The organism is Agromyces sp. S2-1-8, assembly GCF_021129215.1.
Lineage (GTDB): Bacteria > Actinomycetota > Actinomycetes > Actinomycetales > Microbacteriaceae > Agromyces > Agromyces chromiiresistens.
Genome location: NZ_JAJOLP010000001.1, coordinates 438151 through 451176, shown reverse-complemented (window position 1 = coordinate 451176; position 13026 = coordinate 438151). Strand labels below are relative to the sequence as shown.

Below are 13026 nucleotides of genomic sequence, written 5' to 3'. Positions count from 1 at the left end.
TTCCCGCATCGTGAAGTCGCGCATGCTGCGCCGCGGGCCGGAGTGTTGGGCGTGGGCGGTCAGCCCGCGTCGAGTGCGGCGGCGACGATCGAGCGGGCGGCGGATGCCTCGACGCCGAGCCGCTTCGCGAGCGCGGCGTAGTCGGCGGCGGCGGCCTGCAGGGCTCGTTCGGCCGGGTCGCCGTGCTCGGCGACGAAGGTGCCGTTGCGGCCCCGGCCCTCGACGACGCCGTCGGCCTCGAGCGCCTTGTACGCCTTCGCGACGGTGTTCACCGCGAGGCCGAGCTGCTCGGCGAGGGCGCGCACGGTCGGCAGCTTCGTGCCGGGGGCCGCACGGCCGGTGCGCACCGCCTCGACGACGGCCGCGTGCAGTTGCTCGTACGGCGGCAGGGACGAGGGCTGATCGATCGAGATGCTCAGGCTCGAGGCATCCATGTCGTGGCCGAGGTCGCCCGCGGGTCAGTCGCGGTTGCGGTTGACGAGGCGCGAGAGCACGATCGCGCTGCGGGTGTGGTCGACGTTGGGGGCGATGCGCACGCGCTCGAGCGCGTCTTCGAGCGAGGCGATGTCGCGCGCGCGGATCTGCACGATCGCGTCGGCCGAACCCGTGACGGTGCCGGCGTAGACGACCTCGGGCACCTCCTGCAGGATGCGCTTGAGCTCGTCGGGCGCCACGGTGCCGCGGCAGAACAGCTCGACGTAGGCCTCGGTCGACATGCCGTCGACGGTGGGATCGACCTGGATCGTGAACGACCGGATCACGCCGTCGGCGACGAGTCGGTCGACGCGCCGCTTCACCGCGGAGGCGCTGAGCCCGACCGACGAGCCGATGTCGCCGTAGCCCGCCCGGGAGTTCTGCCGCAGCAGATCGAGGATCGCGCGATCGAGGTTGTCCATGGTGGGAGTGTACGCGGATTCTTTGCGCGACGACACCGGATTGCGGCGGAATCGTGCTTGCGCTAGTCGACCGGGGTGAGCGCGGCCGCGCGCCGCGCGCGAAGCCCGTCGAGCAGTGCGGCCATGCCGATCTCGAACGCGGCGATCGCGCTCGTCGACTCCTGGTACTCGGGCGCGAGGGCGGCGTGCACCATCTCGAGCTCGGCGGGCACGGAAGCCTGGTCGAGCATGTCGCTCGGAGCGACGATGTCGAGCGCCGAGCCGAGCACGTGCGCCTCGACCGTGCGCATCACGGCGACCGCGTGGTGCATCGGCCACCCGGCGTCGATGAGCGCGCCGATGACGACGTCGTAGATCTCGAACGTCGACACGTCGCGGATGGGCGTCGTCGCGAGCACGCGGATGAGGTTCGGGTGCGCGGCGAACGCGGTCAGGTACGAGCGGGCCCAGGCCTCGAGGGCGACGTCCCACGGGTGCTCGCCGAACGCCGAGGTGTCGATGTCGCGCACGATGTGGGCGCGCACCAGTTCGATGAGCTCGTCGCGGCTGCCGACGTGGTTGTAGAGCGACGAGACCTGGCGGTGCACGCGGCCCGCGAGGGTGCGCATCGTGAGCGCGTCGCTGCCCTGCTCGTCGACGATCTCGAGCGCGACGCGCACGAGCTGTTCGCGATTCACCGTCGACATGTTGCGCCCCGCATCTTCCGTTCGCCCTGCGGAGAGTGTAACCTCTCAGCACTCGGTACGAACAGTGTTCGTATGAACGATGTTCGTACGGCCCGCACACGCGGGCGGACGCGGCTCACGGAAAGCAACGGTGCATTGACCACGACCCATTTCTTCGGCGGAACCATCTGGCGCGGGGCCGGTGAGGCCACGTCGCGCTCGCTCCTCGCGCGCGACGGCGTCGTCGTCGCGCTCGACGACGAGGCGGATGCCGCGGCCGCGGCCGTCGTCGCCGCTTCGCCCGCCGATCTCGAGCGGGTCGACCTGGACGGCGGGTTCCTCATGCCCTCGTTCGGCGACGGCCACGCGCATCCGCTCTTCGGCGGCCTCGAGGCCGAGGGTCCGGCGGTACGCGACTGCCGCTCGGTCGAAGCGATCGTGGCCGCCGTCGGCGAGTACGCCGCCGCGCACCCCGACGTGCCCTGGATCTTCGGCGCCTCGTACGACCCGGCCCTCGTCGAGGCGGGGCTCTTCGACGCCCGCTGGCTCGACGAGGCGGTCGCCGATCGCCCCGTCGTGCTGCGGGCCTACGACTACCACACCATCTGGGTCAACTCGAAGGCGCTCGAGCTCGCCGGCATCGACGCCGCGACCCCCGAACCCGTGCTCGGCGAGATCACCCGCCGCGCCGACGGCAGCCCGCTCGGCACGCTGCGCGAGTGGGGCGCCGTCGACCTCGTGCTCGACGTCGCGCCGACCCGGCCCGCCGACGAGCGACGTCGCGCCCTGCAGCGCGCGGGGGAGTACTACCTCTCGCACGGGGTCACCTGGGTGCAGGACGCCTGGGTCGAGCCCGGCGACGTCGACAGCTACCTCGACGCCGCCCGGCACGAGTTGCTGCCCGTGCGGTTCAACCTCGCGCTCTACGCCGACCCGCGCCGCTTCGCCGTGCAGTTGCCGCGCATGCTCGACTCGCGTCGCCGCGTCGAGGCGCTCGGGTCGCCGCTGCTCACCGCGAACACGGTCAAGTTCTTCGCCGACGGCGTCATCGAGTCGGAGACGGGCGCGCTGATCGAGCCGTACTGCTCGGCACTGCACAAGCACGGCATGTCGGTCTGGCAGGGTCGCGATCTCGACGACGCCGTCCGCGCGGTCGACGCGGCCGGGTTCCAGGTGCACATCCACGCCATCGGCGACGCCGCCGTGCGCCAGGCGCTCGACGCCATCGAACGGGCGCTCGACGCCAACGGTCCGCGCGACCGACGCCCCGTCATCGCCCACGCCCAGCTCGTCGACGACGCCGACCTCGCCCGCTTCGCGGAGCTCGGCGTCATCGCCTGCATGCAACCGCTCTGGGCCCAGCTCGACCCGCTCATGACCGTGCTCACGGTGCCCCGCCTCGGTCGGGAGCGCGCCGACCGCCAGTACCGGATGCACTCGATCGACGAGTCGGGCGCGGTGCTCTCGTTCGGCTCCGACTGGCCGGTGAGCTCGGGCGCCCCGCTCGACGGGCTCGCGATCGCGGCCTCCCGGCAGACGGCCGACGGCGTTCCCGCCGGCGGCTGGACCCCCGACGAGATCCTCCCCGTCGACCGCGCGCTCGACGCGTACTCGGCCTCGGTCGCCTACCAGGCGTTCGGGGATGCCTCGGCCGTCGACGCCCGCGACGCGGCATCCGCCCCGTGGGGCCGCATCGAACCCGGTGCGAGCGCCGACCTCGTCCTGCTCGCGCGCGACCCGCGCGAGCTCGAACCGGGCGAACTGCCCGTCCTCCCCATCCGCGCCACCTATCTCGCAGGAAGCCCCCGATACCGCGCCGCAATGTAGCGGCGCCCACGAAAGGATCCCCCACCATGTCCCAGTCGACCGGCCCCGAGCCGTTGATCTCACCCACGTCGGCCACCGCCCAGGTCACCGAGGGCCGCTTCAAGCGGGTGCTCGGAGTGCCCTCCCTCACGCTGTTCGGCCTGGCCTACATGGTGCCGCTCACGGTGTTCACCACGTACGGCATCGTGACGCAGATCACGGGCGGCCGGGTGGCGGCGGCGTACATCATCACCCTCGTCGTCATGGTGTTCACCGCTCGCTCGTACGCGCGGATGGCGGTCGCGTACCCGTACGCCGGCTCCGCGTACGTGTACGCGCAGCGCAGCTTCGGCGGCGCCGTCGGGTTCATGGCCGGGTGGGCGCTGCTGCTCGACTACCTCTTCCTGCCGATGATCAACTACCTGGTGCTCGGGTTGTACCTGAACACCGCCTTCCCCGTCGTTCCGCCCTGGGTCTGGATCGTGCTGTCGATCGCGATCGTCACCGTGCTGAACCTCATCGGCATCGTCTCGGTCGCCCGCGCGAACTTCGTCATCATCGCCGTGCAGGTGATCTTCATCGTCGTGTTCGTCTCGCTGGTCTTCGCCTCGGTGGGCGGCAGCGACGTCGACCTGCTGGCTCCGTTCACCGGTGACGGCACGGTCGAGGGCTTCGCACCGCTCTTCGCGGGCGCGGCGATCCTCTGCCTGTCGTTCCTCGGCTTCGACGCGGTGTCGACCCTCTCGGAGGAGGCGAAGGACTCGACCCGCACGGTGCCCCGGGCCATCATGATCACGACCATCGGTGCCGGCCTGCTCTTCATCGTGCTCGCGTACTGCGCCCAGATCGGGTTCCCGTCGAACGAGTTCGGCTCGGCCGACACCGCGGCGTTCGACGTCGTGCAGGCGGTCGGCGGCCAGTGGCTGACGCCGCTCTTCATCGCCGGGTTCGTCGCGGGCGCCTTCGGCTCCGCCCTGACCTCGCAGGCGTCGGTCGCGCGCATCCTCTTCGCGATGGGCCGCGACGGCGTGCTGCCGCGGTCGGTCTTCGGGCACCTGAACAAGCGCTTCGGCACCCCGCACGTGGCGATCCTCATCGTCTCGGCGGTGTCGCTGCTCGCGATCGTGTTCGACCTGACGCTGCTCAGCGAGATGATCAGCTTCGGCGCGCTCATCGCGTTCTCGGTGGTGAACCTGGCGGTCATCAAGCACTACTACGTCGACCGCAAGGAGCGGTCGGGCATCGCCGTGCTGCGAAACCTGATCCTGCCCCTCGTCGGCTTCGGCCTCACGGTCTGGCTGTGGACGAACCTGTCGCCGCGCACGTTCATCATCGGCCTCTCGTGGCTCGCCATCGGCGTCGTCATCCTCGCGATCGCCACGAAGGGCTTCCGCCGGCCGACCCCGATGCTCGACCTGAAGGAGTAGCCGTGCCGGGCGGGGTCGTGCGATCTGTGTGAAATCCGGCCCCGCCCGTGCGCCGCGCTTGAGGCCGTCCCCCGGCCATCGCCACGATGGGGGACATGGTGCCGAAAGTCTGGTGGGGAATTCTGGCGGCGATCTTCGCGGTGTTCGTCATGTTCGTGGGGGTGCTCTACAACTCGTCGTCCTCGACGCCGGTCGCGACCGGGCCGGGCGTCGAGGGCGAAGGCGAGCACAAGAGCTGGACGTTCATGGTCTACATGATCGGTGACACCAACCTCGAGCCGTACGCGCTCGACGACCTCGCCGAGATGGCGTCGGTCGGCTCCACCGACGAGGTGAACATCGTCGCGCTCGTCGACCGCAGCGCCGACTACACGACCGATCCGGCCGTCGACCTCGCCGACTGGGAGGACACGGTCTCCTTCCAGGTGCAGCAGGATCACCTCGCGATCATCGACGAGCCCGGCGAGCTCAACATGGGCGCCCCCGAGACCCTCGCGGACTTCATCGCCGACACGACGACGCGGTTCCCGGCCGACCAGTACGGCCTCGTGCTCTGGGACCACGGCGCCGGCTGGCCGGGAATCGGGCCCGACGAGACCGACGGCTACGACGTGCTCGACCTCGACGAGATGAACGCGGCCCTCACCGACGGACTGGGCCGCGCCGGAATCGACGCGCTCGACTTCATCGGGTTCGATGCGTGCCTGATGTCGACGTACGAGGTCGCGAGCGTCATGTCGGAGCACGCCGGCGTGATGGTCGCATCGCAGGAGCTCGAGCCCGGCCACGGCTGGAACTACACGGAACTCGCGACGCTCGCCGACGACCCCGGCACGACCCCGACCGACCTCGGCTCGGCGTTCATCGAGGGCTACGCCGAACAGGCGGAGGAATGGGGCACGGGCGCCGACATCACGCTCGCGATGCTCGACCTCGCCCAGGTCGCCGGGGTGCAGGAGGCCGTCACCGGACTGGCCGACGTCTACGAGGCCGATCCCGACGGCCTCGGCCCGGAGATGGCGACCGCGCAGACCGACGTGCTCGAGTTCGGCCGCAACCCCGACCCAGAGCTCGCCACGAACCAGATCGACCTCGGCGGATACGTGCAGAGCCTCGCCGAGACCGGCGGGCCCGAGGTGGCCGCCGCGGCCGAGGCGGTCGCGCAGTCGCTCGACGCGCTCGTGCTCGACGAGACGACCGGGCCGGCGACCGACTCGGCATCGGGCCTCTCCATCTACTTCCCCGAGGTCGAGGCGTACTTCTCGGACGACTACTACTCCCTGCGGGACGTGCCCGCGTGGCCCGACGCCCTGTCGGCGTTCTTCGACAGCGGAAGCCGGCTCGCCGACGACGTACGTGCGCGGTTCGAGACGGGCGACGATGCGACCGAGGTGGCGTTCGACGACGACGGCGTCGCCTTCACGGCCTACCTGCCGCCGGCATCGGCCGCGGCGGTGATCAGCTCGACCGTCTCGGTCGGCTACCGCGACGGGGACGACCTCGTCTACCTCGCCGAGATGCCGGCCGCGCTCACGGCGGGCGACGACGAGGCGTCGGTGTCGGCCCGGTACGACCTGACCTACCTCACGCTCAGCGACGGCGACGGCGAGATCGCCGTCTACCAGGACATCACGACCGACGACGAGACCGGCTACCGCACGATCGACGTGCCGCTCGAGTACGTCGCGCCCGACGACGACGAGTACCAGGATGCCCTGCTCTCGATCGTCGTCGACGCCGACGGCTCGGTCCTCGAAGAGGACTTCTACGTGGTCGACGAGTCGGGCACCTACGGTGCGATGACGCCCGACCCGGAGGCGACGATCTACCCCGTCGCCCTCGTGCTCACGGGCGACGAGGAGTGGGAGTACCAGCGCACCGACGACGACGGCATCGCCGCCGACCTGCCGTCCATCGAGTACGCGCTCGAGTACCTCGAGTCGGGCACGACCCTCGTGCTCGACGCCGACGTGCAGGACTACGGGCAGGAGGCCGACACGGTGAGCGTCGAGGTGGTCATCCCCTGACCGGCTGAACCGCAACCCGAGTCGTAGGCTGGGCGCATGCCCTACGACGATCGTGCGCGCCTCGGCGTGCAGCTGCAGCCCCAGCACGCCCGCTACCCGGCGATCCGCGATGCCGTGCTGCGCCTCGAAGAGCTCGGTGCCGACCTCGTGTTCAACTGGGACCACTTCTTCCCGTTGCACGGCGATCGCGACGGGCTGCACTTCGAGGCGTGGACGATGCTCGGCGCCTGGGCCGAGCAGACCGAGCGCATCGAGTTCGGCACGCTCGTCAACTGCAACTCGTACCGCAACGCCGACCTGCAGGCCGACATGGCCCGCACCCTCGACCACATCTCGGCCAAGGGCACGGGCGTCGGCCGCTTCGTGTTCGGCACGGGCGCCGGCTGGTTCGAGCGCGACTACGTCGAGTACGGCTACGAGTTCGGCACCCGCGGGTCACGGCTGAACGACCTCGCGCGGGCGCTGCCGCGCATCGAGGCGCGCTGGGCGAAGCTCAACCCGGCGCCGACCCGGCGCATCCCCGTGATGATCGGCGGCAAGGGCGAGCAGAAGACGCTGCGGCTCGTCGCGAAGCACGCCGACATCTGGCACTCGTTCGTCGCGCCCGACGAGCTCGCCCACAAGCTCGACGTGCTGCGTCGGTGGGGCGACGAGGTCGGCCGGGATGTCTCGGAGATCACCGTCTCGAACGAGCTCGACCGTCACGGGGTCGATGTCGAGCACGCCGACGCGCTCTACGCGCAGGGCGTGCGACTGTTCACGATCGGGGTCGACGGCCCCGACTACGACCTCGGGCCGGTGAAGCGCTGGCTCGCCTGGCGAGACGCCCGCAACGGCTGAAACGCATGGCGTCGAGCCGGGCCTACTCGGCTTCCGGTCGCACGACCGCTCCGAAACCGGCCGTGCCGTCGGGATTGAGGAAAGCGGTGATCGGCGGGTAGTCCTCGTAGCCGACGGTGACCTGCAGGCCGGTCGCCGGAAGCATGCCGTCGGAGGTGCAGGTGGTTCCGGCGCCGCCGTTCGGCATGACCATCACGAGGCAGAGATCGGCGCCCTTCGTCACCGCATACGCCGCGGCGCCGTCCGAGCGGGTGACCAGCAGCCGGCTGCTCATGGCATCGAGTTCGGACCCCGAGACGATATCGGCGGGCAGTTCGTCGGACGGCTGCGGGTCGCGCCGGATGATGCTGTAGGCCTCCGTGGCAGTGGCGGCTTCGGCTGCTCCGATCATCATGGGTCTCTCGGCGTCGGGTGCGCTGCCGGAGCGCGGATCGCCCGCGTCGATGATGCCCGGCGAGACAGGCTCTTCCGGGATCATCGCCGAGGTCAGCGGGCCGAGGCTCGCACCGCCGACAAGGCCGGCGACGAGGGCGGCGGCCCCGGCGACGACGGCCCAGCGCGCGGTCGACCGCGTCGAGCGTGGTGACGGGGCGGCGTCGATCGCGTCGGACGGCGCGTCGGGATCGACGCCGCCCGGCGAGACGTCGGCATCGGCGCCGGCGGCAGCGGCAACGGCCTCGCCCGCCTGCGCCGCGACGTCCGCGAGCTCGAGCAGCTCCGCCTCGGCGGCCGCCCGCTCTTCGGGCGAGGCATCCGCACCGTAGGCGATCCGCTGCAGGCGTCGCCGCCGTTCGTCGTGCTCGGAACCGTCCACGCGACCTCCGGGTTCGGCCGGCAGGCCGCCGGGTCTGCTCAGGATGCCGCAGGCTGCACGCCGTGGCAAGCGGCAGCCGCTGCGGGCCGCGTCACCGGCCGACGACGCGGATGGCCCCGTTCGACGTCGAGAGGTCGAGCAGGAACTCGCCGTCGGCGAGGTCGTCGATGTCGACGTCGACCGAACCGTTCGAGGTGTCGGTCTCGACCCGGTAGGTCGCCCCGTCGGTCGGCACGGCGAGGTCGATCGCCCCGTTCGACGTGCGCGCCTCGACCTCCTGCCCGGTCTCGAGCTGCAGGTCGATCGCCCCGTTCGAGGTCACGGCGCGGATTCCGGCGCCGGCGAGGCCGCGACCCTCGATGCGCCCGTTGCTCGTGCGCGCAGCGACGGTGCCCGACACCTCGTCGAGCTCGATGCGTCCGTTGTTCGTCTCGACGTCGACGTCGGACACGTCCGTGAGCTCGATGGACCCGTTCGACGTCGAGCCGCGCACCTCGACGCCTGCCGGCAGCGACACCGTGTAGTCGACCGAGCAGTTGCGCCCGCAGCCGCCGAGCACGAGCACGCCGTCGCGCACCTCGGCGGTCTCGCGGGTCGGGCGCTCGCCGCGGTACGACACCGTGCGCTCGACCGTGACGGGTCCGGAACCGGACCCGCCCTCGACGCTCACCGCACCGTCGGGATCGTCGATCACGATCGCGCGCACCGGTTCGTCGAACGATGCGTCGTCGCTGAACCGCTCGACCGGCGCCAGCCAGGCGCACCCGGCGACGAGTGCGGTCGCCGCGACCGCGACGGCGGATGCGATGGTCCGGGTGGTGCGCGTCATCATGCCTTCTCCTCGGGGCACGGTGTCTCCCCGCCCCCATTCGATGGTGGCACGTTGAAGGCGACGTCGCACGGGGGAGGACCCCCGGGGGTCTCGTGACGCTCGCTGCGCTCGCTCCTCAACCCGCTCGACGGGTGGGGAGTAGGGTGACCCGCATGGGCAGTGTCACCGAACCTGCCCCGGGGGAGTACGGACCGCCTGAGCCGGGTGTGACCGACGGCGGCGAACGCGATACCCGGGGCGACCACGGATTCTTCGGGCAACCGCGACCGCTGATCCACATCTTCGGCGTGGAGATGTGGGAGCGGTTCAGCTTCTACGGCATGCAGGGCATCCTGCTGCTCTACCTCTACTACTCGGTCGCCGACGGCGGGCTCGGCATGGACCAGACCGCTGCGGCGGGCATCGTCGGCGCCTACGGCGGCACGGTCTACCTCTCGACGATCCTCGGCGCGTGGATCGCCGACCGGCTGCTCGGCAGCGAACGGGTGCTGTTCTACAGCGCGAGCGTCATCATGGCCGGCCACCTCGCCCTCGCGTTCCTGCCGGGCTTCTGGGGGGTCGGCGTCGGGCTCGTGCTCGTGGCGTTCGGCTCGGGCGGCCTGAAGGCGAACGCCACGAGCGTCGTCGGCACGCTGTACTCGGAGCACGACCCGCGTCGCGACGCGGGCTTCTCGATCTTCTACCTCGGCATCAACCTCGGCGCGTTCCTCGGGCCGATCCTCACGGGGCTCGCGCAGACCACGCTCGGCTTCCACTGGGGCTTCGGGCTCGCCGCGGCCGGCATGGCGTTCGGCCTCATCCAGTACTCGTTCGGCCGCAAGAAGCTGCCGGCCGAGGCATCCGTGGTGCCGAACCCGCTGCCGCGCGACCGCATCGGGCTCGTGATCGGCATCGCCGTGGCGGCCGTCATCCTCGTCGCCGTGCTCGTGCTCACGGGTCTCGTGACCGCGACGAACCTCGTGAACTGGGTGATCGGCGGCACGATCGCCGCGGCCGTCGCGTACTTCATCGTGATCATCGCGAGCAAGCACCTCTCGTCGACCGAGCGCAGCCGGGTGTTCGCGTTCATCCCGCTGTTCATCGCGAGCGTGGCGTTCTGGTCGCTCTACCAGCAGCAGTTCACGGTGCTCACGATCTACTCCGACGAGCAGCTGAACCGCGACCTGTTCGGCTGGGAGATGCCGGTGTCGTGGGTGCAGTCGATCAACCCGATCTTCATCATCGTGCTGTCGGGCGTGTTCGCCGCGATCTGGACGAAGCTCGGCGACCGGCAGCCGTCGACGCCCGTCAAGTTCGCGCTCGGCACGATGATCATGGGCGTCGCGTTCCTGCTGTTCCTGCCGTTCGCGGGCGGTGGCGAGGGCTCGACCCCGCTGCTCTGGATGGTGCTCATCCTCTTCGTGTTCACGGTCGCCGAGCTGCTGCTCTCGCCCGTGGGGCTGTCGGTCACGACGAAGCTCGCACCGCGGCGGTTCCACACGCAGATGGTGGCGCTGTTCTTCCTGTCGATCGCGCTCGGCACGTCGATCGCGGGCCTGCTCGCCGAGTTCTACACGGTCGTCGACCAGGTGACGTACTTCGGTGTCCTGGGTGCCATCGCGATCGTGCTCGGCGCCGCGCTCGCGCTCGGCAGCCGCGGGGTGCTGAAGCTCATGGCCGGAGTGCGGTGAGGGGTCGCCCGCACCGGTTACGATTCTCTGGATGTCCCGACCGCTCGTGGTGATTCCCACGTACAACGAACGTGAGAACCTCGCCTCGATCGTGGCGAGGGTGCGCACGGCGGTTCCCGATGCCTCGGTGCTGGTGGTCGACGACGCATCGCCCGACGGCACCGGGGTGCTCGCCGACGAGCTCGCGGCCGCCGACCCCGCGGTGCAGGTGCTGCACCGCGGCGGCAAGGAGGGGCTCGGCGCCGCCTACCTCGAGGCCTTCGACTGGGCGCTCGGGCACGGGTTCGACCCCGTCGTGCAACTCGATGCCGACGGGTCGCACCAGCCCGAGCAGCTGCCGTCGCTGCTCGCCGCGCTCGCGGGCACCGACCCGGCCGGCGAACCCGTCGACCTCGTGATCGGTTCCCGCTGGATCCCGGGCGGGGCGATCGAGAACTGGCCCCGGCGCCGTCAGCTGCTCTCGCGCGGCGGCAGCGCGTACGCGCGCTGGGTGCTGCGGCTGCCGACCCGCGACGCGACCGCCGGGTATCGCGCGTTCCGCGCCGACGCGCTGCGGCGCATCAGGCTCGAAGACGTGCACACGCGCGGCTACGGCTTCCAGGTCGACATGCTGTGGCACGCCCGCGAGGCCGGACTCACCGTCGTCGAGGTGCCCGTGACCTTCGTCGAGCGCGAGCGCGGTCGCTCGAAGATGAGCGCCGGCATCGTCGTCGAGGCGATGCTGCGCGTGACCGGCTGGGGCATCTCGAGTCGGTTCCGCCGACCCCCGCGCTGAGCGCGCCGAGCCCTCAGCCGGCGAGCAGCAGCGGCTCGGCGAGCAGCCGTTCGCGGGCCTGCAGGCGGGCCCCCACGAGTGCGGCCTCGCCGCCGACACGGCTCGGCGAGAGGGTCGGGATCGCCTCGAGCGCACCGCCGCCGAGCGTCGGCCGGTTCGCCCGGAAGGCGGCGTCGATGTCGCCGATCAGCTGCCCCCAGTAGCCGCCGACGACGACGACGGTCGGGTCGAGGGTCGGCACCATGAGCTGCAGCGCCCGACCGACCCAGTGGGCGGCGTCGAGCCACGACCAACGGGCGCGGTCGTCGGCGGACCGCACCCCGGCGACGAGCTCCGCGAGCGCGGCGAGCTGCCCCTGCTCGGCAGCCAGGTCGGCGAGGCCGGCACGTTCGACGATGCGCTCGGGAGCGGCGACGGTGACGAGGCATCCCTGCTGGCCGCATTCGCAGCGCACCCCGCCGGGAACGACGGGCAGGTGGGCGAAGCCCGTGGCGAGCCCGTGCGCGCCGGGCATGGGGCGTCCGCCCGAGATCGTCGCTGCGGCGAGGGCGTCGTCGCCGACGATGTAGAGCACGTCGTCGATGCCGGGCAGTTCGGAGTGCTCGGCCGCGACGGCCGCGGCCGCAGCCGGGCGCAGCGAGACCGGCAGCGCGAGCGACGACTCGACGTCGGCGAACGCGGGGGCGTACCCGCGCAGCACCCCGAGCAGGTCGAGCGGTTCGGCGCCGAGGCGGGGGTCGGCGACGACGATCGCGGGCCGGCCGACGACGGCGCCGCCGGCGAGCACCGTGACCTCGGCGATGGGATGCTTCCCGCGCTGCGCGCGGCCGATCGACCTCGAGAGCACGGTCGAGAGCAGCTCGAGGGGGTCGGCTTCGATCGTGAGCGGCTCGGTGAATCGGGCGAGCTCGGTGCCGTCGAGCGCGGCGACCGTCGCGATCGCCTCATCGGTGCCGAGCATCGCCGTGATGAGCGCGTGGTCGGCGGCCGCGAGGGTGAGCGGGGCGGCGCGACCGTCGCCCGCCGTGCCCGACGCTCCGGGACGCAGCACGCCCGAGTCGAGGAGTCGCGAGGTGAGCCCGGCGATCGTGCCGCGGCCGAGGCCGGTCGCGGACGCGAGCTCCGAGCGGGTCGCGGGCCCGTGCACGACGAGGTGATCGAGCAGCCGGGCCGACTGCGCGCGGTGCACCTCGTCGAGCGGGCCGGTGGTGGTGGGTACGGGATGTTCGCCGGCCGCGGTCATGTTCGCAAGCATGCTCGGCTCGGGTCACGCG

The 13026-nt window shown here is 71.4% G+C and carries 12 protein-coding genes; 6 read left to right on the top strand and 6 right to left on the bottom strand.

Annotated elements, in window-relative coordinates:
- Positions 1 to 59 precede the first annotated feature (59 nt).
- From LR269_RS01990 to LR269_RS01980, 3 genes are all read right to left on the bottom strand, one after another.
- A complete protein-coding gene (locus LR269_RS01990) occupies positions 60 to 434 on the bottom strand; it encodes a GntR family transcriptional regulator (RefSeq protein WP_231429032.1) in 375 nt (124 codons plus the stop codon).
- A gap of 24 nt (positions 435 to 458) precedes the next feature.
- Positions 459 to 896, bottom strand: a complete 438-nt coding sequence (locus LR269_RS01985) for an Lrp/AsnC family transcriptional regulator (protein WP_231429031.1) — start codon at positions 894 to 896, stop codon at positions 459 to 461.
- A 62-nt stretch (positions 897 to 958) separates the two neighbouring features.
- Entirely contained in the window at positions 959 to 1582 is a 624-nt protein-coding gene (locus LR269_RS01980; protein WP_231429030.1) for a TetR/AcrR family transcriptional regulator C-terminal domain-containing protein, read from the bottom strand.
- A gap of 135 nt (positions 1583 to 1717) precedes the next feature.
- On the opposite strand from LR269_RS01980, the gene LR269_RS01975 reads away from it, so the two are divergent.
- From LR269_RS01975 to LR269_RS01960, 4 genes are all read left to right on the top strand, one after another.
- Entirely contained in the window at positions 1718 to 3388 is a 1671-nt protein-coding gene (locus LR269_RS01975; protein WP_231429029.1) for an amidohydrolase, read from the top strand.
- 26 nt (positions 3389 to 3414) lie between these two features.
- Positions 3415 to 4794 carry an APC family permease gene (locus LR269_RS01970; RefSeq protein WP_231429028.1) on the top strand — a complete coding sequence of 460 codons (1380 nt, stop codon included), beginning with the start codon at positions 3415 to 3417 and terminating at the stop codon, positions 4792 to 4794.
- A gap of 95 nt (positions 4795 to 4889) precedes the next feature.
- Complete coding sequence (locus LR269_RS01965) at positions 4890 to 6821, top strand: clostripain-related cysteine peptidase (protein ID WP_231429027.1); 1932 nt, start codon at positions 4890 to 4892, stop codon at positions 6819 to 6821.
- A 36-nt stretch (positions 6822 to 6857) separates the two neighbouring features.
- Positions 6858 to 7661: an LLM class F420-dependent oxidoreductase gene (locus LR269_RS01960; RefSeq protein ID WP_231429026.1), complete on the top strand. Its 804-nt coding sequence runs from the start codon at positions 6858 to 6860 to the stop codon at positions 7659 to 7661.
- Between the two features lie 22 nt (positions 7662 to 7683).
- Here LR269_RS01960 and LR269_RS01955 read toward each other — a convergent pair whose 3' ends face one another.
- Positions 7684 to 8475 carry a hypothetical protein gene (locus LR269_RS01955; RefSeq protein WP_231429025.1) on the bottom strand — a complete coding sequence of 264 codons (792 nt, stop codon included), beginning with the start codon at positions 8473 to 8475 and terminating at the stop codon, positions 7684 to 7686.
- Between the two features lie 91 nt (positions 8476 to 8566).
- A complete protein-coding gene (locus LR269_RS01950; RefSeq protein WP_231429024.1) occupies positions 8567 to 9307 on the bottom strand; it encodes a DUF4097 family beta strand repeat-containing protein in 741 nt (246 codons plus the stop codon).
- A 152-nt stretch (positions 9308 to 9459) separates the two neighbouring features.
- Here LR269_RS01950 and LR269_RS01945 point away from each other — a divergent pair, with 152 nt between their 5' ends.
- Positions 9460 to 10977 carry a peptide MFS transporter gene (locus tag LR269_RS01945; protein ID WP_255679807.1) on the top strand — a complete coding sequence of 506 codons (1518 nt, stop codon included), beginning with the start codon at positions 9460 to 9462 and terminating at the stop codon, positions 10975 to 10977.
- 31 nt (positions 10978 to 11008) lie between these two features.
- Entirely contained in the window at positions 11009 to 11752 is a 744-nt protein-coding gene (locus LR269_RS01940; RefSeq protein WP_231429023.1) for a polyprenol monophosphomannose synthase, read from the top strand.
- A 13-nt stretch (positions 11753 to 11765) separates the two neighbouring features.
- On the opposite strand, the gene LR269_RS01935 is transcribed toward LR269_RS01940, so the two are convergent.
- Positions 11766 to 12995: an ROK family protein gene (locus LR269_RS01935; protein WP_231429022.1), complete on the bottom strand. Its 1230-nt coding sequence runs from the start codon at positions 12993 to 12995 to the stop codon at positions 11766 to 11768.
- Positions 12996 to 13026 lie beyond the last annotated feature (31 nt).